Annotated in this window: 25 protein-coding genes; 10 read left to right on the top strand and 15 right to left on the bottom strand. The window is 45.9% G+C overall.

Going from position 1 to position 21,383, the window contains the following annotated elements:
- Positions 1 to 133: 133 nt before the first annotated feature.
- From panC to sfsA, 7 genes are all read right to left on the bottom strand, one after another.
- Entirely contained in the window at positions 134 to 982 is an 849-nt protein-coding gene (gene panC / locus ACXAH6_RS19630) for a pantoate--beta-alanine ligase (RefSeq protein WP_474879604.1), read from the bottom strand.
- Positions 983 to 986: 4 nt separating this feature from the next.
- Positions 987 to 1,781 (bottom strand): 3-methyl-2-oxobutanoate hydroxymethyltransferase, encoded by a 795-nt coding sequence (gene panB, locus ACXAH6_RS19625; RefSeq protein WP_474879602.1) that lies wholly within the window; start codon positions 1,779 to 1,781, stop codon positions 987 to 989.
- 42 nt (positions 1,782 to 1,823) lie between these two features.
- Positions 1,824 to 2,327: a 2-amino-4-hydroxy-6-hydroxymethyldihydropteridine diphosphokinase gene (folK, locus tag ACXAH6_RS19620; RefSeq protein ID WP_474879600.1), complete on the bottom strand. Its 504-nt coding sequence runs from the start codon at positions 2,325 to 2,327 to the stop codon at positions 1,824 to 1,826.
- Positions 2,320 to 3,609 carry a polynucleotide adenylyltransferase PcnB gene (pcnB, locus tag ACXAH6_RS19615; protein WP_474879607.1) on the bottom strand — a complete coding sequence of 430 codons (1,290 nt, stop codon included), beginning with the start codon at positions 3,607 to 3,609 and terminating at the stop codon, positions 2,320 to 2,322. The genes folK and pcnB overlap by 8 nt, the downstream gene beginning before the upstream one ends.
- Before the next feature lie 121 nt (positions 3,610 to 3,730).
- Entirely contained in the window at positions 3,731 to 4,624 is an 894-nt protein-coding gene (gene gluQRS / locus ACXAH6_RS19610; RefSeq protein WP_474879598.1) for a tRNA glutamyl-Q(34) synthetase GluQRS, read from the bottom strand.
- A gap of 160 nt (positions 4,625 to 4,784) precedes the next feature.
- Positions 4,785 to 5,234: an RNA polymerase-binding protein DksA gene (gene dksA / locus ACXAH6_RS19605; protein WP_474879596.1), complete on the bottom strand. Its 450-nt coding sequence runs from the start codon at positions 5,232 to 5,234 to the stop codon at positions 4,785 to 4,787.
- Positions 5,235 to 5,448: 214 nt separating this feature from the next.
- Positions 5,449 to 6,153, bottom strand: a complete 705-nt coding sequence (sfsA, locus tag ACXAH6_RS19600; protein ID WP_474879595.1) for a DNA/RNA nuclease SfsA — start codon at positions 6,151 to 6,153, stop codon at positions 5,449 to 5,451.
- Positions 6,154 to 6,287: 134 nt separating this feature from the next.
- Here sfsA and pepB point away from each other — a divergent pair, with 134 nt between their 5' ends.
- Positions 6,288 to 7,568 (top strand): aminopeptidase PepB, encoded by a 1,281-nt coding sequence (gene pepB / locus ACXAH6_RS19595; protein WP_474879593.1) that lies wholly within the window; start codon positions 6,288 to 6,290, stop codon positions 7,566 to 7,568.
- 44 nt (positions 7,569 to 7,612) lie between these two features.
- On the opposite strand, the gene ACXAH6_RS19590 is transcribed toward pepB, so the two are convergent.
- Positions 7,613 to 7,795 (bottom strand): helix-turn-helix domain-containing protein, encoded by a 183-nt coding sequence (locus ACXAH6_RS19590; protein WP_474879591.1) that lies wholly within the window; start codon positions 7,793 to 7,795, stop codon positions 7,613 to 7,615.
- Positions 7,796 to 8,055: 260 nt separating this feature from the next.
- Here ACXAH6_RS19590 and ACXAH6_RS19585 point away from each other — a divergent pair, with 260 nt between their 5' ends.
- Positions 8,056 to 8,658 carry a YhgN family NAAT transporter gene (locus ACXAH6_RS19585; protein WP_474879590.1) on the top strand — a complete coding sequence of 201 codons (603 nt, stop codon included), beginning with the start codon at positions 8,056 to 8,058 and terminating at the stop codon, positions 8,656 to 8,658.
- A complete protein-coding gene (locus ACXAH6_RS19580; protein WP_474879588.1) occupies positions 8,659 to 9,237 on the top strand; it encodes a YjaG family protein in 579 nt (192 codons plus the stop codon).
- On the opposite strand, the gene rsmD is transcribed toward ACXAH6_RS19580, so the two are convergent.
- Complete coding sequence (rsmD, locus tag ACXAH6_RS19575) at positions 9,234 to 9,857, bottom strand: 16S rRNA (guanine(966)-N(2))-methyltransferase RsmD (RefSeq protein WP_474879586.1); 624 nt, start codon at positions 9,855 to 9,857, stop codon at positions 9,234 to 9,236. The genes ACXAH6_RS19580 and rsmD overlap by 4 nt on opposite strands.
- 85 nt (positions 9,858 to 9,942) lie before the next feature.
- Here rsmD and ftsY point away from each other — a divergent pair, with 85 nt between their 5' ends.
- Genes ftsY through ftsX form a run of 3 tightly spaced genes read left to right on the top strand, consistent with a single transcriptional unit; the run spans position 9,943 to position 13,098 of the window.
- The gene (gene ftsY / locus ACXAH6_RS19570) at positions 9,943 to 11,385 is read left to right on the top strand and encodes a signal recognition particle-docking protein FtsY (RefSeq protein ID WP_474879585.1); all 1,443 of its coding nucleotides are present in this window, start codon (positions 9,943 to 9,945) and stop codon (positions 11,383 to 11,385) included.
- 34 nt (positions 11,386 to 11,419) lie between these two features.
- The gene (gene ftsE, locus ACXAH6_RS19565) at positions 11,420 to 12,121 is read left to right on the top strand and encodes a cell division ATP-binding protein FtsE (protein ID WP_474879583.1); all 702 of its coding nucleotides are present in this window, start codon (positions 11,420 to 11,422) and stop codon (positions 12,119 to 12,121) included.
- Positions 12,118 to 13,098, top strand: coding sequence for a permease-like cell division protein FtsX (gene ftsX, locus ACXAH6_RS19560; protein WP_474879581.1), 981 nt, complete (start codon positions 12,118 to 12,120; stop codon positions 13,096 to 13,098). The genes ftsE and ftsX overlap by 4 nt, the downstream gene beginning before the upstream one ends.
- A gap of 37 nt (positions 13,099 to 13,135) precedes the next feature.
- Here ftsX and ACXAH6_RS19555 read toward each other — a convergent pair whose 3' ends face one another.
- Positions 13,136 to 14,392 (bottom strand): EAL and HDOD domain-containing protein, encoded by a 1,257-nt coding sequence (locus ACXAH6_RS19555; RefSeq protein WP_474879579.1) that lies wholly within the window; start codon positions 14,390 to 14,392, stop codon positions 13,136 to 13,138.
- Between the two features lie 123 nt (positions 14,393 to 14,515).
- Complete coding sequence (locus ACXAH6_RS19550) at positions 14,516 to 15,739, bottom strand: EAL and HDOD domain-containing protein (protein WP_474879577.1); 1,224 nt, start codon at positions 15,737 to 15,739, stop codon at positions 14,516 to 14,518.
- Positions 15,740 to 16,028: 289 nt separating this feature from the next.
- On the opposite strand from ACXAH6_RS19550, the gene rpoH reads away from it, so the two are divergent.
- Positions 16,029 to 16,883 (top strand): RNA polymerase sigma factor RpoH, encoded by an 855-nt coding sequence (rpoH, locus tag ACXAH6_RS19545; RefSeq protein ID WP_474879575.1) that lies wholly within the window; start codon positions 16,029 to 16,031, stop codon positions 16,881 to 16,883.
- 84 nt (positions 16,884 to 16,967) lie between these two features.
- On the opposite strand, the gene ACXAH6_RS19540 is transcribed toward rpoH, so the two are convergent.
- Complete coding sequence (locus ACXAH6_RS19540) at positions 16,968 to 17,885, bottom strand: bifunctional GNAT family N-acetyltransferase/hotdog fold thioesterase (RefSeq protein ID WP_474879573.1); 918 nt, start codon at positions 17,883 to 17,885, stop codon at positions 16,968 to 16,970.
- A gap of 46 nt (positions 17,886 to 17,931) precedes the next feature.
- Positions 17,932 to 18,375, bottom strand: a complete 444-nt coding sequence (gene dtd, locus ACXAH6_RS19535) for a D-aminoacyl-tRNA deacylase (protein WP_474879572.1) — start codon at positions 18,373 to 18,375, stop codon at positions 17,932 to 17,934.
- Between the two features lie 178 nt (positions 18,376 to 18,553).
- Here dtd and ACXAH6_RS19530 point away from each other — a divergent pair, with 178 nt between their 5' ends.
- Positions 18,554 to 18,784 (top strand): hypothetical protein, encoded by a 231-nt coding sequence (locus tag ACXAH6_RS19530; protein ID WP_474879570.1) that lies wholly within the window; start codon positions 18,554 to 18,556, stop codon positions 18,782 to 18,784.
- Between the two features lie 50 nt (positions 18,785 to 18,834).
- On the opposite strand, the gene ACXAH6_RS19525 is transcribed toward ACXAH6_RS19530, so the two are convergent.
- Positions 18,835 to 19,719, bottom strand: a complete 885-nt coding sequence (locus ACXAH6_RS19525) for a virulence factor BrkB family protein (RefSeq protein ID WP_474879568.1) — start codon at positions 19,717 to 19,719, stop codon at positions 18,835 to 18,837.
- Between the two features lie 76 nt (positions 19,720 to 19,795).
- Entirely contained in the window at positions 19,796 to 20,677 is an 882-nt protein-coding gene (metF, locus tag ACXAH6_RS19520; RefSeq protein ID WP_474879567.1) for a methylenetetrahydrofolate reductase, read from the bottom strand.
- Between the two features lie 136 nt (positions 20,678 to 20,813).
- On the opposite strand from metF, the gene metJ reads away from it, so the two are divergent.
- Positions 20,814 to 21,143 (top strand): met regulon transcriptional regulator MetJ, encoded by a 330-nt coding sequence (gene metJ / locus ACXAH6_RS19515; RefSeq protein WP_474879565.1) that lies wholly within the window; start codon positions 20,814 to 20,816, stop codon positions 21,141 to 21,143.
- Positions 21,144 to 21,291: 148 nt separating this feature from the next.
- The coding region (locus tag ACXAH6_RS19510) for a transposase DNA-binding-containing protein (protein ID WP_474879606.1) at positions 21,292 to 21,383 on the top strand (92 nt) is incomplete at its 3' end.

The raw sequence follows: 21,383 nt of genomic DNA, 5'->3' as shown, positions 1-21,383 counted from the left end.
AGGCAAGGCGTCAATAAAAGCCCTATGGGAAGGATGGTTCAAACTACAAACCATCCTTGAAGGTTACGATTTGGCCCGTTCTCTTGAGGCTGACTTGTGATCAAGAGACAGACGTGAGTAGCCTTTTTGGTTTTTATCTTTCTACAACGAGATTATCAATGAGGCGTGTAGTGCCAAGATAGGCGGCAATAAGAATCACTACCTTGCTGTCTGACGGCGTTGCTGGCTCAAGGGTATCAGCATTGCGAACATGTAAGTAATCGGGCTTGAACCCAGCATCACTTAGCTGCTCATTGAATGCATCACATAATTCAGAATAGTCGATACGCCCTGCTTTAATGGCTTCAGACATGGCGGTGAGTGTGGCATATACCGTGGGCGCTAGTGCTTTTTGCGCTTCACTTAAATAGCCGTTACGTGAGCTTAAGGCCAAACCCGAGTTTTCGCGCTCGGTAGGAACGCCGCGAATATCAATATCCATTGATAAATCTCGTGCCATGAGCTTGATTACCTGTAATTGCTGGTAGTCTTTTTGGCCGAAGAAAGCGAGTTCGGGCTGAACCATATTAAATAGCTTGGATACTATGGTTGCCACGCCACGAAAATGCCCAGGACGGCTAGCGCCACAAAGTACATCGGAGATCCCCGGTACTTCCACAAAGGTTTGTGCTGCCAATCCACGAGGGTACATTTCGGTGACCGACGGTAGAAAAACGGCTGCAACACCGTTTTGTTCAAGGTGAGCACAATCTGCTTTTAACGTGCGAGGATAGGCATCGAGGTCTTCGTTTTCGCCAAACTGCATGGGGTTAACAAAAATCGATACAATTACCACATCGGCATGTTGCTTGGCTTGACGCACCAATTGTAAATGGCCGTTGTGAAGGTTACCCATGGTGGGGACAAAAGCGACTTTTTTACCTTCCATGCGCCACTGGTGACGCACTGATCGTAAGTCGCTAACGGTTTCAATTCTTTGCATGATGTTACTCAAAACTGTGCTCAGGACCAGGGAATGTGCCCGATGTAACTTCGTCGATGTAGGTTTTCACTGACTCTCGTAAGTCACCGGTTTGGGCCAAATAATTTTTGGAAAACTTCGGCATGTAATTGGCGCTGACACCGAACATGTCGTGCATCACTAATATTTGCCCATCGGTTTCTTTACCGGCACCAATACCAATAACAGGTATTGTCAGTGCTGCCGAAACCTTCTGTCCAAGAGAAGAGGGGACACATTCTAATACCAGCATTTGCGCACCCGCTTGCTCTAGTGCTATAGCATCTTCGAGTAACTGGGCCGCTTTGTCGTCTTCACGCCCTTGAATTTTAAAGCCACCAAATACGTGAACCGACTGAGGGGTTAACCCTAAATGGCCACACACTGGCACACTGCGCTGGCGTAAACCTGTTATGGTGTCGCAAAGCCAAGCTCCGCCTTCCAGTTTCACCATGCTGGCACCCGCAGCCATTAATTGTCCTGCATTGGCATAGGCTTGTTCTGGCGTGGCGTAAGACATAAAAGGCATATCGGCAAGTACAAAAGCTCGCTCAGTACCGCGACGTACCGCACGTGTGTGATAAGCAATATCATCAACGGTAACGGGAAGTGTGTCGTCTTGGCCTTGAAGTACCATACCGAGCGAATCACCAATTAATAGCGCATCGACACCTTGTTCATCAAACAACTTAGCAAAACTCGCGTCGTATGCGGTAAGGGCGGTAATTTTTTCGCCGTTTTGCTTTTTCTTTATCAGTTGTGAAATTGTTACTTTTTTCATTCAAGCCTCCAGGTGAGAGGGGATTGACGCACTATACGGATTTTAGCGCCGATTGGAAGTTGTCAGGCGTTTTAAGCCATCAAGAGAACATTGCGCCACCCATTGTGAAATAGGCTTTCCGTCAGGCATGATCATTTGCTGTGCTATTTCAAACAAAGGCACCATCACGAATTCTCTGTGAGCCATACCGTAATGAGGCACTGTTAAGGTGTCTGTGTTGATGGTTTCTTTACCGTACAGCAGAATATCTAAGTCGAGTGTTCTGGGGCCCCAACGCTCGCCCTTTCTTTCTCTACCATGAGTTTGCTCGATATGCTGGAGCGCTTCCAAAAGCGCTTGAGGGGCCAATGGAGTACGAATTTGCATTACTGCGTTAACGTAATCTGGTTGGTCTGAAGGCCCCATAGGAGCACTGCGATAAAACGACGACGTTTTCATTAATTCGGTGTGCGGCAAGGCGCCTATTGCTTCAATGGCAGACGTGAGTTGCCCTATGGAGTCACCGAGATTACTCCCCAAGCCAATAAATACGATTTCTTTATGCATCTGAAGGTTTACTTGGTTTTTTGCGTCGTTTAATCGGGCGGTTATTACGGCCTTCTTCTTGGCGTAACTTGTTTAGCAGCTTTTTCTGCTGGCCTGCATCGGCTTTTTGGAACACAGTCCACCACTCAGCCAACTCATGTAACTTACCACCTTCTACTTCGCCACGAACGAGTAAGAAATCATATCCCGCTCTGAATTTAGGGTGTGACAATAGTTGAAAGGCGCGTCGACCAAACCGCTTAGGTAAACGTAATTGTAAGGTCCAAATATCGCGTACAACGGTAGAAAAACGCTTGGGGATCATAATGCGCTGGCATTGACGATGGAGTACTTCACCCATTGCAATATTGTATGCGTCATGCTGATTTAAGCCCGTTTCAGCCATAAGCTTGTGCGCGTGCTCTTCTAACGGATACCACATTAAGGTGGCATATAAAAACGCAGGTGTAACACGCAAATTGTTGTTTATGCGCTCATCGGTATTCGCCAATACCTTTTTGATCAACTGGTGCTCTCGGCTGTTTACGTCTTTGAGCAAAGGCGTGAGCTGCGGGAACAAAGGGTCGAGCAATTTAAATTGCACCATGTGTTCGTAGGTTTTTAGCCCTTGCCCAGATAAAAATAACTTGAGTGTTTCTTCAAACAATCGAGCCGGCGGAATATTGGCCAGCAGATGGGCTAATTTGGGAATAGGTGCACCGGTACGAGTGTTAATCGTCATCCCTAATTTGGCCGAGAAGCGCACTGCTCGCAGCATGCGTACTGGATCTTCGCGATAGCGTGTTTCTGGGTCGCCAATTAAATCGACTTCTCGATTGGCGATAGCCTTTACACCATTGGCAAAATCGGTAATGGTGAAGTCTGCAACACTGTAATACATCGCATTGAAGGTAAAGTCTCGACGTTCGGCATCTTCTTCTATAGAGCCAAATACATTGTCGCGCACGAGTTGCCCTTGTGCATCTTGTTTGGCATTGGCCGCCTCGGTGTTGTCGTGATGTCCTCGGAAGGTCGCCACTTCGATGATTTCACGCCCAAACACAATATGCGCCAGACGGAAGCGACGGCCAATCAATCGGCAGTTTTTAAACAGCCCTTTGATTTGCTCAGGTGTGGCATTGGTAACAACATCGAAGTCTTTCGGCTTAAAGCCGAGTAATAGGTCTCGTACACAACCGCCAACAAGATAAGACTCGAAGCCTGCACCGTTCAAGCGATACAACACTTTTAACGCATTTGGACTGATGTCTTCGCGAGAAATAGGGTGAGACTGGCGAGGGATTACAACACCGTGCACTGCTGACGAAGAGGACTCCTCTCGTCCAAAGACGTTTTTCACTTTGTTAAGTACCCGGGTAATAATGATGACTGCTCCTCTACCTTAATGGGTGCGTATAATAAGTTTATTCGCCGCAATCGACAATAATTTCCCGAACTTTAGGCACGTTTTGTACGTTCCAATGTGCAATGGCCCAGTCTAGCAAAAGCGGAATCTGGTGAGAATCGGGTAATGTTTCGATTGGCAAGCCCAAATATTTAAACGCTTTGATCAAGTTTTCTGGTGCTTGATGATGGTCAATCGGCGTTGCGTGATTCTGTTTACTCAGTTTACGCCCAGACGCTAAAGATGCAACGGGTAGATGTGCATAGCGGGGCGCAACATGCTCAAACTGTTCATATAATGACAAGTGAGTGGCGGTTGTTGGCAGTAAATCGCTGCCTCTCACAATATGCGTTACGCCTTGTTCAATATCGTCAACCACGACTACCAAATTATAAGCATAAAGGCCGTCACGGCGTTTAATTACGGTATCTTCTAACGAATGAGGGTCGTCAATCAATACGTTGCCTAACACAGCGTCATGAAACTCTGTAATCGGGTGAGGAAGTTTAACTCGAATAGCATGCCCTGACAGCGACAGCCCGCGGTCACGACAATAACCTGCATACACCCCACCTTGTGCTTTGATTATTTTTCGAGTGCAATCGCAGCCGTAAGCTAATTGCTTGTGCGCTAATTTTTCCAACCAGTATTGATAAATGTCATGGCGTTGTGACTGATACGCGATATCTCCGTCCCAATCCAGTCCGTGGTGAGACAAGGCCGTTTTAATGTCTTCATCAACCCCCTTTACGCATCGGGGTTCATCTATGTCTTCCATTCGCACTAGCCACTTACCTTGCTGGGCACGTGCATCGAGAAAACTGGCTACGGCAGTAATTAGCGACCCAAAGTGAAGTTGTCCAGAGGGGCTGGGAGCAAATCGGCCAATGTACGGGGACTTAGGAAGATTCATGACGGATGTCGCGGAACAGTATAGTGGGTTTGGGTATATTAATTGCGCTCATGCTTGATTGACAGTGTTAGGCAGGGCGCCAGACAAGCTCACTGTTGGCCATCAACAAGATTGCAAAAACACAGGAGGATGCAATGTACATCCTCCACTGCAGAAGCTATTAGCCTTGCATTTGTTTTTCTTTGATTTCAGCCATTGTCTTACAGTCGATACAGAGATCGGCGGTAGGGCGGGCTTCCAGACGGCGAATACCAATTTCGATACCGCATGAATCGCAGAAACCAAAATCGTCTTCTTCAATTCGCTTTAATGTCTTTTCAATCTTTTTGATCAGTTTACGTTCACGGTCTCGTGTGCGTAATTCTAAGCTGAACTCTTCTTCTTGAGCGGCACGGTCCACAGGATCAGGGAAGTTTGCAGCTTCGTCTTTCATGTGGGTTACAGTGCGATCAACTTCTTCACGAAGCTGGTCACGCCACGCTTTCAAGATCAGACGGAAATGTTCCATCTGAGCGTCGTTCATATACTCTTCATCAGCTTTGGCTTCGTACGGCAATAAGCCCGCTAACGCTAATAGTCCTAGGGATTTCGATTCTTTTCCTGTTGGCATATGCCACACTCCTACACTACGACACCCGGTCTGTCCTGGCTAATCGATTATCTATAACAGAATAGATAGTACCAGGCAACGTTAAGTGTCTAACCTTTCCTCTGACAGACGCGAATCTGCAACTCTGCCTCGAAGATGACCTCCTAAAATGGAGTCACTTGGCTTAAAGCAAGCCGCAAATATGGCGTTAGTAGCGTAAAAATCAACTCTTTTTTTATAAAAATACTGGGAGTTCTTGATTTAACACTGTTTTTTGTTCGTTAATTAAACAGCTTGCTGCCATTATTGTGACACCTGCTTGTTTTGCGCGTCGCACCGCATCCGCGTATTCGGGGTCAATATGAGCAGCGGGACGAACCGAGCTGATACCCGTATGCTGAACGCAAAACAAAAGCTGTGTTCTTACGCCGCGTTGTTGCAATGCGATCAACGTTTCACAATGCTTTTTACCCCGTGCCGTTACGGCATCGGGAAAATAGCCTTGGCCGTCTTCCAACAAAGTCACAGACTTTACTTCCATGTAGCTTTTTTCTCCGTCACCCATGTCGAGTTGAAAATCAAAACGAGAGTCGGCACCGGGCGGAGTAACTTCGGCTTTAAAGCTATGTACTTGGTTAAACAACGGCAGTGATTTTTGCGTCAGCGCTTCAGCGACAATTTTATTGGCGCGGTGGGTATTAATACCAATAAAGTGACCTAGGTGGTTCTGCGCCAGTTCCCATGTGTATTTGAGCTTGCGTTTAGGATTGTCTGACTGGCTGACATAGGCCCGAAACCCCGGCTCTGCGCACCCACTCATGGCGCCTGTATTGGGGCAGTGAGCGGTAATTACTTGGCCTGAATCTAGCTCAATGTCGGCAAAGAAACGCTTATAGCGCTTGATAAACGTGCCGGCTAAGAGCGGAGAGTTGTAAAGCATCTACTACACCTTTTATGCTAATTTAACGCAATCAGGGTGTGAGTGTACTTGTAAAAGTGATTTTTATGCACATCTCATAGAACAAATTCGTCAACACTGTTTTTTAATAGTGTGTAACAGAGGATTGAATACCAATGACAGAATTCAACGTTTCACTTAGTGCTGAGCAGGCCGGTGGCGCATGGGGCGACAACGCCCTACTTACTTTTACCGAATCCGGTGCGGTTATTCATCTTAAAGCGGGAGTTGAAGATGTTAGACAAATTCAACAAGCTGCGCGTAAATTAGATGGCTTAGGCATTCCAGCGGCCAAGTTAAGTGGAGAGTGGACTAAGGCGCAACAATGGGCCTTCGCGACGAGCTTTACACGAGCGCGTAACCCTGCTGCGATTCATTTTGTCGATAACAGCGACAAAGCTGCATTAGATATGGAATACGGCGCAATGCTGTTTACTCGGCAGTTGGTTAACGATACGCCCGAAGACTTGTCTCCATTAAACCTTGCACAGCGCGCGGCCAACTGGTTGCAAGAGTTAGGCGGCGACAAGGTTAGCTATCGCATGACAGTGGGTGAGCAGTTAAAAGAGGCCGGCTGGGTTGGTATTTATAATGTTGGACGCGGTAGTGAACGTCCACCAGTGATGTTAGAGCTCGACTATAACCCGACTGGTAATCCAGATGCGCCTGTGAGTGCAGCGTTGGTAGGTAAAGGCATTACCTTCGACAGTGGGGGTTACAGTATCAAGTCAAGCGAAGGCATGCTTGATATGAAATGCGATATGGGTGGTGCCGCTACTGTAACAGGTGCATTAGGGCTATCGATATTGCAAGGCAATACAAAACGCATCAAGCTTATTTTATGTTGCGCCGAAAACCTTATCAGTGGCCATGCCTATAAGTTGGGCGATATCTTAACTTACAAAAATGGCGTGACCGTTGAAATCGTTAACACTGATGCCGAGGGCCGATTGGTGCTGGCAGATGGTTTGATGGCGGCGACAGAATCAGGCGCAGAGTTGATCATTGATGCTGCTACACTGACAGGCGCGGCAGTGGTGGCGTTGGGTCATGATTATCATGCGGTATTTAGCTTAGATGATGAATGTCGAGACCGACTTCTGAGCTGTGCGAAAGCGAGTAACGAAAAATTCTGGCCTTTGCCATTAGAAAAATGGCACCAAGACCGTTGCCCATCAGCATTTGCTGATACGGCAAACAGTCGCGCACAAAAAGGCGGCGGCGCGGGCGGCGCGTCTAACGCAGCGGGTTTCTTGGCGCGATTCGTCAACCCAGAGGGAACGGGCTGGCTACATTTAGATTTGGCTGCGGCTTATCACGGTTCTGCGACACCAGAAATGCCGGTTGGCGCAACAGCAAACGGTATTCGCACCATTGCGAAACTGCTTGCTGAATAATCGCCGATAAATCGCATTTTAAAAGGGGGGCTTAGCTCCCCTTTTTAAATCCCGCCTAATCGCTCGGCTAGTACTTTATATTTCTCAACATCAGTACGGTCGAACAAAGGTTTTCCTGCACTGTCTTTGTCCTTCGAAATAAGTAAACTTTCACGCTCAAGTCGTTCAACGCGAACATCCTGGACACCTAGAAATTCTGCGACTTCTTGTACGGTCATTAGGCTCATTGTGTTATTTCCTGTGTTGTTGGAATAGTAAAAGTTAAGCGTAAATGCGACAATTTGCGAATATTGATGAATAATTTGAGCAAAATGCCGAGCAAACGCACTTAAGTTGGTGAGCTATAGTGGCGAGATTTGGATAATTATCAAGCACAAATTTGTGTTTTTGGTCTAATGGATAATATTCAAGAGTGTTTTACTCACTTGATTTGCTTAATTTACTTCTTTTTTACTTCCCCAAAGATGATGTGCAATAAGGATAATTAATGGATACGTGGTCGGCGGCAATTATGCTGTTTTTAATCATGGACCCACTGGGCAATTTGCCTGTTTTTATGTCAGTGTTGAAGGTGATAGAACCTAAACGCAGACGGGTAATTTTGATTCGAGAGCTACTTTTTGCCTTGGTCATTTTGTTTGTGTTTTTGTTTAGCGGACAAGCGGTATTAGACTTCTTGAACGTCAGACAAGAAACGGTAAGTATTGCTGGCGGTATTATATTATTTCTCATTGCGCTGAAGATGATTTTCCCGTCTCACGGCAGCCCCACGGGGTTAGCGGTTGGCGAAGAGCCTTTCTTGGTGCCTTTAGCCATTCCTATGATTGCTGGGCCGTCCACATTGGCCGCTTTAATTTTATTGTCAAATCAAAACCCTGACCGCATGCTTGATTGGTCGATAGCATTGGGCGCTTCGTGGTTGATCAGTGCCGTGATCTTGTTGTTCTCGGGCTTGTTCCATCGCTTGCTCGGTGAGCGCGGTTTAACCGCCATGGAGCGGTTGATGGGGATGATTTTGGTGATGATCGCCATTCAAATGTTTTTAGATGGTATTGCAGAATACTTTACTCATGCTGCCGGAGGTTTATAAGTGAGTAATAAATTAACCACATTCGCTAGAGTGCGAGCGCTTACTGACTGGCGAGCTCATGTATTTAGTGCGGCATTGCTAGCGAGAATGACACCTAATTATCGACTGTTTTGTGAGTTAACCGAGTTTGGTGAAGCGCCGGCGTTACTCGATAATGTACTTGATCTGATTTGGCAATCTATTGCATCGCCAAAAACCAGAGTGAATTTTGGTGTACAACTAGAAAAAGTTGAAGAAGCCACACCGGATGTCAGTGACTTTGATGCGTACGGTGTGTATCCCGCTATTGATGCCGCCATTGCCACAGCTTCAACCCTTAATTTATTGATGAAACAAGACCCTCAAGGCGCGGTTGTAGTCAGTAAATTATCTCAAGGTAGTGTAGAAGCCTATTTGCTATCGAGTGGGCAAGCGACAGATGAAGACGTTAAGCAACATCCACTAATGGTATTTGAAGTGGAAGTACAGCAAGCGCTGCTCGATTGTGTCGAGCAGGCGGTTTATCCGGCTAAGGCGGTCGAAGAAGCTAAAGCCATAGCCTTGGAAGAAGGGATCACCAATATTGGTGTAGAACTTTAGTTGCCAGTGTAGCGCAATAATGCGTATTGCAATTGCCCTGTCTTTTTGAATTTCAATTGACTGAAAGACATTGCAGCAAAGTCGGGCAGGGGCTTGTCAGCCTCTTGCTCAACATAGACCAGCGCGTCTTGTGCCAACCGGCCCGCGTCTAAAAGGCCACGTATTGTTGGCTCAACTAAGTCGTAACCGAAAGGCGGGTCAATAAATACCAGTGAATACTGTTCAGTAAGCCCTGAAATCGCTTTAACTGTGTCAGCGTTCACTACTTCAGCACTGGCCTGTAAAGTGCTGATGTTGTCTTTAATGCCTTGTGCTACTTTGGCATCTTTTTCGATAAAAGTGGTAAAGCGCGCATAACGGGACAGGGCCTCGAAACCCAACCCTCCTGAGCCTGCAAAGGCGTCTAAACATACAGCATCTTGTACATCATGCATTAACCAATTAAACAGTGTTTCTTTGGTTCTGTCTGTTGTTGGGCGAAGTCCGTCAAGCGCGGGAACAGGCAACTTTCTTCCTCGCCATTGACCACTAATAATTCGCACCGAACCTGGTGAATTGGCATTAGAGGTTGATTTAGAGCGCGTGTTCGCGCCACGACGGGGTTTTGTTGCTCGCTTCATAGTGCCTGTCGATGTTATTATGCTCGGTATTCAGCTGGGCAGTGTAGCCCAAACTGCTTAGAGTTAATAAGGATTTGTCCGCACTATGTCGAAACTTTTTAGCTGGTTCAGTAAGAACAAGCAATCAGAAAAAAACACAAAACCCGAAAGCAGTGCCGATAGCGACGCGTTGCAAAATGAAAAAACCAGTGCTGAGAGCACGCCGTCTGACCTCGTAGAAGCACCAGATATAGGTGCAGTTGAAGATGCAGCTGAGGCAGAAAGCGAATCAGTGACCAAAGCGGAAGACGCACCAGTTGAGGGCGTTGAAGACAATAGTATTGTCGACAGTGAGGTCGCTGCGGATGAGACCAATGTCGCCGTTACCGACACGGCATCTAAAGAGCTCGAACAAGAGCTCGAGGCGCCAACGCCTGTGACTGAAGCTGTTGAAGCTGAAACCACTAGCGAAGAAAAACCCGAGCCAGATGTAACTGCATCTGACGTGGTTGAAACCCAGCCAGAGATCGTTGAAGCAGAGCCTATCAAGCAAGAGCAAGTTGTAGAATCAACGCCTGAGCCTACACCTGAACCGAAAAAAGAAAAGCGTTCTTTCTTCGGGCGACTCAAAGACAGCCTTTCTCGTACAAAGGCAAATTTAGGTAGTGGCATTGTTAGCTTATTCCGTGGCAAAGCCATAGACGATGACCTTTACGAAGAACTCGAAACCCAATTATTGATCGCCGATGTGGGCATGGACACCACGCAGAAAATCATCAACTCACTGACAGAGACAGCCAATCGTTCACAGTTGAAAGATGGTGATGCGCTGTACGATTTGTTGAAAAAACAAATGGGCGAATTACTCGATGAAGTCGAACAACCTTTGCCTGAAGTAATGGCGAAACACGACAGTGCAGAAGGCCCGTTCGTGATACTGATGGTTGGCGTGAATGGCGTGGGTAAAACGACCACCATAGGCAAATTAGCCCGTCAGTATCAACAAGACGGTAAAAAAGTGATGTTGGCGGCGGGTGATACATTCCGAGCGGCAGCAGTGGAGCAATTGCAAGTGTGGGGTGAGCGCAATCAAATCCCTGTTATTGCCCAACCAACCGGTGCAGACAGCGCTTCGGTATTGTATGACGCATTACAGGCTGCCAAGTCTCGTAACGTAGACGTGTTAATTGCAGATACAGCTGGCAGACTACAAAACAAAGACAACTTAATGGAAGAGTTGAAGAAAGTGGTGCGGGTAATGAAAAAGCTAAACCCCAATGCGCCTCATGAAGTGATGTTGACCCTTGATGCTGGTACAGGGCAAAATGCAGTTAGCCAAGCAAAATTGTTTAATCAAGCTGTTGGTTTAACAGGTATTTCATTAACAAAGCTAGACGGCACCGCCAAAGGTGGGGTAATTTTTGCTATTGCTGATCAATTCAACATTCCAATCCGTTATATTGGGGTTGGTGAGGGGATTGACGATCTTCGTCCATTCCACAGTGCTGAATTTATTGATGCGCTCTTTAGTGAAGGGGAGTCTACGTAACTCCCCCGCGTAAAACACCACGCAGGAAATAAGAATGATAAGATTTGAGCAGGTAAGCAAAACCTATCCCGGTGGACAACGGGCATTAAGTAAGGTTGACTTTCATATTGCCCCTGGGGAGATGGCGTTTTTAACCGGCCATTCTGGAGCGGGTAAGAGTACCCTGCTTAAACTTATCAGTATCATGGAGCGTCCAACTGTTGGGCGAGTATTGATTAATGGTCACGACCTCAACGTGATCAAGCGCCGCCAAATTGCGTACATTCGGCGCGACATCGGTATGATTTTCCAAAACCATCAACTCCTGATGGACAAAACTGTTTTTGACAATGTCGCCTTGCCTTTAGTGATTGAAGGCTTTTCTCACAAAGAAATTACCAAGCGTGTTCACGCGGCGCTCGAAATGGTCGACTTGCGCAGTAAAGCGCGCAATTTGCCAATTATGCTCTCCGGTGGTGAACAACAGCGGGTTGGTATTGCACGCGCGGTGGTGAACAAGCCGCCGTTGCTATTGGCTGATGAGCCTACAGGTAACCTTGACCCCAAATTGTCGATGGAAATCATTCGTTTATTTGAAGATTTTAATCAGGCTGGTGTTTCTGTTTTTATCGCCACTCACGACCTTGGTTTAATCGCTAGAATGAAATACCGCACATTGACGCTCAAAGACGGCAAGATGATTACCGATGGTCTCGCGTCGTCAGGCAGCACGGGCAAAGGGGAGTATTCACTGTGAGTATTCTTTTTAAAGGGCGTCAGCAAGGGGCGAGCGCGGTTAAAATTGGTATCGCTCAGCGTTTCCTGATGTTTTTCGTCAACCATATTCGCCATGCTCTGGGCAGTTTGGGTGAGTTATGGCTTCAACCTGCCGCGTCTTTGATGACTATTGGGGTGCTAGGGTTAAGCATTACCTTACCAAGTACCTTGTACATTATGGTGAAGAATACAGAGAAGATCAGCGCAGGCTGGGAACAAGCCGCAGAAATATCTCTATTCTTGAAGAAACCTATTTCTGATGCCAGTGCGCAGCAACTCCTTACCCGTCTGAGAACCTGGCCTGAAGTCGATACCGTGACTTTTATCCCCGCGAGTGACGCGCTGAATGAGTTTCAGCAGTTGTCTGGGCTTGGCGATGCCATTGCTTACCTTGAGCAAAATCCGTTGCCGGATGTTGTGCTGGTGACACCTACCGAGCGACATGCCACACCCACTGCAGCAAAACACTTGCTCGACAAACTCAAGCAGCAACGCGAGGTGGATATTGGAAAATTAGACATCGAGTGGCTGGAGCGTTTATATGCGGTACTGGCCATAGCGCAAGAACTTGTCACCATGATTGGCGTGCTGTTGTTCGCGGCAGTGGTGCTTATTGTGGGAAATACAATACGCCTGAATATAATGAACAAGCGCGACGAAATACTGGTAATGAAGCTGGTTGGGGCGACAGATGCCTTTATTCACCGACCTTTCTTGTATACCGGATTTTGGTATGGCCTGCTAGGCGGCGTTATTGCCTGGATGGCAGTGATATTGATTTTGTGGTGGATGGACAGCAGCATTCAAGCCTTTGCGAGCATGTACCAAAAAGAGTTTCGTATAACCGGCCTAACGGGGAGTGCACTTTTCACTATGTTAGGCTTATCGGTTATGCTCGGCTTGGTGGGGTCGGCTATTTCTGTTCAGCGACACGTGCGTTCTATTGAGCCTAAATAACGTGCTAGCTACCCGTTGTTAGCGGTTCACCTTGGGTTTATGCCGAAGGTGAACTGTCGACGAGTTTTCTCGGGAAGTACGTTGAGATAGTCTGGCGTACACCATTCCCCCATTGAATGGCTTGGTTGTACATGCCGTGCAGAATTTTTTGATCAATATCGAGTAATTTTGCACTTTTGATCACGTTGAGCCACAACGCACTTTCAAATGCTCTGACCAAACCAATATACAAATTAAACTCACTTGAGCGTGCGAGTAGTGCGTCGTTTACTGAATCGGCCAAGGGTAGCTGTTCAAGCAAAAATGGCATATCGCGGTCTAGCAATACGTCGAGCATTGAAAACAAGCCAACTAAAAAGCCAATAGGCGGGTTGTTTTTCAACCCTCTTGCTTCGGCAAGCAAATCAAAAAATTTCGCTCTCACCAATGACATATGGATAAGCTCTAATGGCTTATCGTCGCTCAAGTTGGCCATGGCGAGTAAGGCGATAAACTTCTTCACTTCTACTTCGCCCATGTAGTTCAAAGCATGGCGAAGTGAGCTAATTTTGTAGCGTTTGTTGATCGTTGGGTTATTGATAAAGCGCAACAATAGGTAAGACAGCGCAGCGTCACGTTCAATAATTTCATTGACACTTTCAATTGAAAACACGTCTTTTGAGCTTTCGCCCATCAGCTGTACCAGTGTCATTTTTGACGCTGGCAGGTTGCGCTGTATTTTTTGCTCGCCCAGTTGGGCAAAAAAGTACCCTTGGAAAAAGTCAAAACCCAATGAACGACACGTTTCAAAATCGCTCGGTTTGTTGACCTGCTCTGCGACCAATTGAATTTTCGAGTCGAGAAAGCGCGGAATGTTCTTTTCAATAACTTCGTAACTGGCTTTTTCTACATCGACTTTAACAATGTCGATGAGAGGAAATATTTCATGCTTACCACTGTGCATAAATGGGTCGTCAATCGCGAGTTTGAAGCCCATTTGTTTAATGTGTTTACACGCGTCGAGTAACCCTACTTGTTTGGCAGGGTTTTCACTCAGCTCTATCACAACCGTTTGTGGATTAAGCGATGCAGGAAAACCGGAAATAAGGGTTTGCGTGGTGAAATTAATAAAAGACTTTTTATCGCCACTAATATCATCTAACCCTAAGGTGTGAAATTTCTTGGCGATATATTCACTCTTTTCATCATTGTGTGTTGGGTATGCGCCCGCATTTCCATCACGAAAAAGAAGTTCGTATGCGAACACGTCTTTTTCACGGTCGAGAATGGGTTGCCTAGCAACAAATGCAAACATGAAAAGCTATCGTCCTAAAATAAAAGTATAGTGTATTGATACTCGCACAGGCCAATGAAAGCAAGGCCTAGTTGCGTCTATATTACAATATCCGGTGATTTATTTCACAACCGAGCGTATAGCTCACTCGGCACGGGCTGAATTGTGCATAACCATCGCCCATTTAATCGCTTCATTGTACAGATTATGTAGCAATGTTTGCTTGAGGTCGTACTTTTGCGCGAGGTTTTTGAGTGCCTGCCAATTTCCTTGCTCAAAAAACTTCACCATCATTAGGCAGTCGTGTAAAAGATTTTGCGACCCACACAAAGCGAGTTTTACATTATCGCTAATTGGAATGCGGCCCATTAGGTCGTCCATGGGTTGATGCATGATCGTATCGAGTAAAGACAAAAGACCAGTTAAAAAGCCGGTCGGCGGGTTTTCCTGCGCTTTGAGTACGATAGATACAAGCTCGCAAAACTTCGCTCTTACCAAAGACATTTGAATAATTTCGCTTGGTTGTTCTGCCCCTAAGTTCGCTAATACGAGCAAAGCGATGAACTTTTTAACTTCCACTTCACCCATAAAATTCAGTGCATGGCGCAGTGAACTAATTTTGTTTCGCTTGTTCATGGTTGGGTTGTTGATAAAGCGCAACAGCATGTAAGTTAAAGATACATCCCGTTCCATGATTCGATTGATCTTGTCGATATCGAATTCGTTGGTAAAGCTGGCTGCCATCAATTCGAGCAGTGTAATTTTTGAAGAGCTTAACTGACGGTGCTTGATAATTTCAGGTTTGGCGAAGAAATAGCCTTGGAAATAGTCAAAGCCCAAGGCTTTGTATTTCTCGAATTGTTCTAGGGTTTCTACTTTTTCGGCGACCAGTTTAATGCGTTCTTGCTTTAACTTGGGGATCACGTCTCGAAGTTGTTCATCAGTGACGGTTGTAAGGTCAAACTTCACGATACTGGTGAAGGGCAAAAACGGTTGCCACTTAGGGTCTAAGTCATAGTCGTCTAGGGCAATGGTATAGCCAAGCCCACGAATGTGTTTACAGGCATCGATTAATTGAGGGGTGACATCAACTGTCTCCACTACCTCTATGACCACGTTAGTGGGGTCGAGCGAGGTGGGAAATCGATACAGTAAGGTGTCTTTGTGAAAATTGATGAAGGCCGTATGCCCACGAGTTACTTCTTCCAGGCCGAGGGATAAGTGGCTGGAAGTGAGAATACGAGAAGTGGCTTCATCGGGTGAAATATTCGGAAAGCAATTGTCTTCGCCGTCGCGAAACAAGAGTTCGTAAGCGAACAGTGCTTTATTGGTATCTACAATCGGTTGTCGTGCGATGTAGGCGAACATTCAGCCCCCGTTTTTTACCACTAAACGCAAACCGCTTGCGCTTTTTATCTTTGAGCAGAGTATTGGTTATATCGTAGCCAAGTATGAAAAGTCTAATCCAATTTTAAGACATACACATAAATATGGATTAATTAAATTGAAACTTTTTTCGTAGATACTAGGTCTTGATATATAGAAACGCGTCGTTATATTAACGTATAGCAAAATGGACTATCCCTCCTGCTTTAGGGACTCGCAACATTTCTTTTTATTTGCTATATTGAGACGCTTGGAATTTTTTGAGGTGACTATGAGCGATAACATGCAATCAATGGCACTTGCCATGCCTCACAATGGTAGCATTGAAGGTTACATTCAGGCAGTGAGCAGCATTGAGATGTTGTCAGCAGACGAAGAGCGCGAATTAGCGGTTCGTCTACGTGAAGATGAAGACATCGAAGCTGCACGCAAGCTAGTAATGTCACACCTTCGCTTTGTTGTGCATATTGCAAAATCTTACTCTGGCTATGGCCTGCCACAAGCTGACCTGATTCAAGAAGGTAACATTGGCTTGATGAAGGCAGTGAAGCGTTTCGACCCAACAGTGGGTGTGCGCTTAGTATCTTTTGCTGTTCACTGGATCAAAGCGGAAATCCATGAATTCGTATTGAAAAACTGGCGTATTGTGAAAGTGGCAACCACTAAAGCACAGCGCAAGTTGTTCTTTAATTTACGTAAAGCGAAAAAGCGTCTTGGTTGGTTTACTCACGACGAAGTACAAACCGTTGCAGAAGAGCTTGGTGTAAGTACCAAAGAAGTCCTGCAAATGGAAGCGCGTATGAGCAGCCAAGATCAAGCGTTTGATCTCAGTGCCGACGATGATGAAAACGGCAGTTTTGCGCCTGTTCAGTTCTTGGAAGACAAGACTACAGATGTAGAAGCTGAGGTGATCAATAACGACTGGGATAGCAATGCAACTAAACGTTTGTATTCTGCTCTCAAAACTCTTGATGAGCGAAGCCAGCACATTATTGAGACGCGTTGGTTAGCAGACGACAAAATTACATTGCAGGACTTGGCAGACAAGTATCAGGTATCTGCAGAGCGTGTTCGTCAAATTGAAAAGAACGCAATGAAAAAGCTACAAGCTGCTATGCATGCTTAATTAGTTTATATGTTCGAAAAAAAGCGCCTGACATGGCGCTTTTTTTGTCTCTAGCACTTAGTGCGAATTATCGCATTGAATAGGCTATGCTGGTTCGTTGTCTTTCTGCGGTGGTAATACCCAAAAAATCCCTTTAAATTCCGCAACCGGATTCTCATTGTCCAAAATATCCACTTGTAATTGAATTCGACACTTTTTGTTTTTTTGTAGATTAGTCAGTTTGCCGTTTAATGATTCAATATGACAGAGAGCACGCGGCTTACGGGTAATGGGCTTGTGGTAATGAATGTCACCGTCACCAAGCACAATATCGCCTTCCAGCCCTTTCTCTTTAAGCTGTAAGAAGATCATTCCCCAACCTGTGAGTGTTGCCAGAGAAAAAATACTACCGGCGAACATGGTGCCGTGAATATTAATATTTTTGTTGAGCGAAGCACGTGTTTCTAGTGTTTTTCCCGAATATTGATGCAGCTTTATGCCCATGTGTTCGGTAATAGGGATCGTTTCGGCCCAGGTGGTTTGTAATTCATTACACCATTTAGGGTGGAGAACGAGTGATCCCGTTGCACTGAGCTTCTTGACCATTTGTTGGCGTTTAAGCAAACCGAGTTCGTTGGGGGCTTCGCGTTCGACCTTGAATCCACAGGCACTGAAAAAGTCCATCGATGTTTCTCGACTATTGGTGACCGCGCGGATGGCACCTTGTTCAATTGCCACGTTCTCCAAGGTTTCTAGGATCATGTGGCCTAACCCTTTGCGGTTGTAATCACTGTGCACGGCAATATGGCGTATTTGCGCCTCTTCAGAGGTATTTAAATGCACCCGACCACACGCGACTATCATGCCGGTGTCGTTTACTATCATCCGGTGTTCGCTTACTGTTTCGTACTCATCGCGCTCTGACCCTTCGGGGAAATTCCAAGGTTTGCGCAAAAACTCCCAACGAAAATGAAAGTACGCTGCTAATTCTTCTTCCGTAGTGGGGGTAACAATTCTAAACACAGGCAAATTCACCGTTGGTTATACAAAGTGGAAAGACAGTAAACAATTAGCCGTTAACCTGCAAATGAAACGTCACCGGACCATCGTTTAATAAATTGACTTGCATATCGGCACCGAATTGGCCGGTAGAAACAGGAATGCCCAAAGCGCGAAGTTCGTCAACAAAGGCAAGGTACAGGGATTTCCCCAGTTCAGGTGGCGCGCCACGTGAAAAGCCGGGGCGGTTTCCCTTGGCCGTATCAGCAACGAGAGTAAATTGTGAAACAACCAAGACTTCGCCCTCAATTTGCTGGACGTTAAGGTTCATTTTGCCGTCTGCATCACTGAATATACGGTACTGCGCAACGCGCTTAGCGAGTTTTTTTACGGCGTCTAAGGTATCGGTTTTTTCGACACCCAGTAGCAGTAATATGCCTTTGCCTATTTCGCCAATACGTTGATCGTCGACATCGACGCTAGCGTGTTTTACTCGCTGTATGAGACCTATCATCGACCCATCACTCCCTGAAACTCCTAATACAATGAGGAGTTTACCATTGATTATTGCTGTGCAGTTTATCACATTTTGTAAAACTTTCTGTCATGACACAGAGGAGAGTATTCAGTATGATGGCTTTGTCATGACGTTTTGTCGTGGCGGCTAATTTATCTCGTCGAACGGAGGTTGTATGGCTGGGCAAGGTTCAGGTGGCAATGTCATTGCTGCATTGTGTAGTTTCTTTATACCGGGGCTAGGACAACTCGTACAAGGGCGCATATTAGGCGCACTATTTTTCTTTTTATCGGTGTCGGTATGTTGGTATCTTGCCGCATTCGCTCTGCTGTTCTTTATGGCACTGCCAGCATTGCTTTTTCATCTATGGGCAATTATTAACGCGGCAAGATACCGCGGTTTTTAGCTCAGCAAAATGTGCCGTTAGCTTATCGTGAAAGCTTGTTAGCGGCATGCTTATTGTTCTGGCATATCCCTAGGCTCGTCCTCAATCTTCTTGTGTTCGAGTACTTCTTCAATGGTGCAGGTAAATTCTGCGCCAAGTAGTGTGACGATCCACGAAACATATACCCACAGAAACAAGATAGGCAACGCCGCCAAAGCACCGTATATCAATTGATAAGACGTAAAGCTAGTGACATAAATCGCAAAGCCCTTCTTCGTTATTTCAAACATGACAGTGGCCACAATAGCGCCTGAAATAGCATAGCGCGCTTTCACCGTTTTATTGGGTACAAGCATATACAAAATGACGTAGGCGAGTAGGGCGGTAAAGCTGGGTGTGAGCTTGAGTATAAAGGTGCCCAAGCCCGGCGTGTATTCTTCTGCGAATGCAGCGATACCAGTAAGGTAAGACGATACTGCTACACTTGAACCCATTAAAAGTGGCCCAAGTGTAATGACCATCCAATAGATCGCAAAGGTATAAATGACAGGGCGGCTTTTTTGCGTTCGCCAAATACGGTTTAGGGTTTTATCCACATTACTAATTAACAGCAGAGCGACAATTAACAAGGACAAAATACCCACAGCGCCCATTTCTGATGCATTTCCTACAAAGTCAGAAATATAATTATGTACCACGTCACTGGCTGTAGGCATAAAGTTGCTAAAAATAAAGACTTCAAGCTGCCCGCGCACATCTGCAAAAGCCGGGAAGGCAGACATAATGGTGAAAAACACCATAATAAAAGGAACGAGGGATAACAGGGTTACGTAGGCCAAATGCCCTGCTGAGATGGTTATATTGTCTTGACGGCAACGCTCGATAAATGTGCGAGTTAACTCATCGAGTTGCGGCTTGGTTTGATGCCAAATTTGTTTGAAGTCTGGAAGACTCACACCACGCTCCTTGTATTTAGTGGGGCTAATGCAGTCTTCCAGTTTAACCGGATATATGCCAACGGCAACCGATTATTTATGCGCGCACACCTAGCATGTGGCAAATCGCGTAGCTGAGTTCCGAACGGTTAAGGGTGTAAAAATGGAAGTGTTTCACCCCTTCTTTCGCCAGTACCTTCACCATTTCCATCGCAATGTTGGCGCCTAATAAATTGCGGGTGGTTTGATCATCGGCATCTAGCCCTTCGTACATTTTATGCAGCCAACCGGGCACATGCACGTTGGTAAAGCCTGCAAATTTCACTAAGGTTTGATAGTTGGTTACAGGCAATATACCCGGTACGATGTCTAAATCGATACCTGCTGCGGCTGCGCGATCGCGAAAACGCAAATAGGTGCTGGTATCAAAAAAGAACTGAGTAATGGCTTCTGTAGCACCAGCTTCAGCTTTCCGTTTTAGATTAAGCAGGTCGAATTGCGCATTAGGCGCTTCTGGGTGCTTTTCAGGGTATGCGGCAACAGAAATATCAAAATCGGCCACGTCTTTGAGCAATGCAACGAGGTCTGAAGCATACATGTCGGTTTTGTCTACGCCTTTTGGAAGATCACCGCGCAACGCCACAATACGACGAATTCCTGAATCCCAATAGTCTTGGGCTATCTGACGTAATTCCTGCTGGCTCGCATCGACACAGGTAAGGTGCGGGGCCGCGGTAATACCGGTTTGAGTTTGAATGCGCTTAACCACATCATGAGTACGATCACGCTCACCACTGTTCGCGCCATAGGTGACAGACATATAAGCCGGTTTCAGCGGTGCGAGGCGTTCTACCGATTTCCACAAGGTTTTTTCCATGCCTTCAGAATTAGGCGGGAAAAACTCAAATGACACATCGATATCGCGCAATTCTGACAGCGATTGGTTAAGGGCGTCGATGCCCTGAGCGTATGATACCATGATGAATTCTCTATAGACGTTTAGACGTCTAAACTACGTAATATATGTCTAGACGTCAAGCGGTTTACACTGCTCAATTGACCTTTTCTGTACATTGTTTAGAATTTCTCAGAATAAAAAATAGCTGAGATAACCAATGGCAGAGTGGAACGGTAAATATATTCATCCCTACGCTGAGCACGGGAAAAAAAGTGAACAGGTAAAAAAAGTCACCGTTTCGATTCCGATCAATGTACTTAAAGTACTGACGGATGAGAGAACACGCAGGCAAATCAATAATTTACGTCACGCCACAAACTCAGAGTTGTTGTGTGAAGCATTCTTGCATGCTTTTACTGGTCAGCCTCTACCTAACGACGATGACCTGAAAAAAGACAACCCTAACCGCATTCCGGCAGAAGCACGACGTCAGATGGAAGCGATGGGGCTTGACCCTGAACTCGACAATCAACCGTCTGAAGATTGAGTGTAGTTCAATTAATCGGTTAAAAATGAAAAAGCCACCTTGTTGGCTGTCTCTTATACACAAATCCCCGCTAAGAAATTAGTGGGGATTTTTTTTGAACATTATCTCTTCACTCTGATCAGATCTTGGAACTTGGTTGTGAGAGTAAATGATGATGGAAATTGCACAGTGGTCTAATAATACTTTTGGAAAAGCCAATTTAGGCGATCCCCGTCGCACTGCACGTTTGGTAAAGTTGGC

It is taken from the genome of Alteromonas sp. ABE4_545, assembly GCF_056161325.1.
Note: the sequence above shows the minus strand (reverse complement) of the source record. Positions and strands in the feature narration are given on the sequence as shown.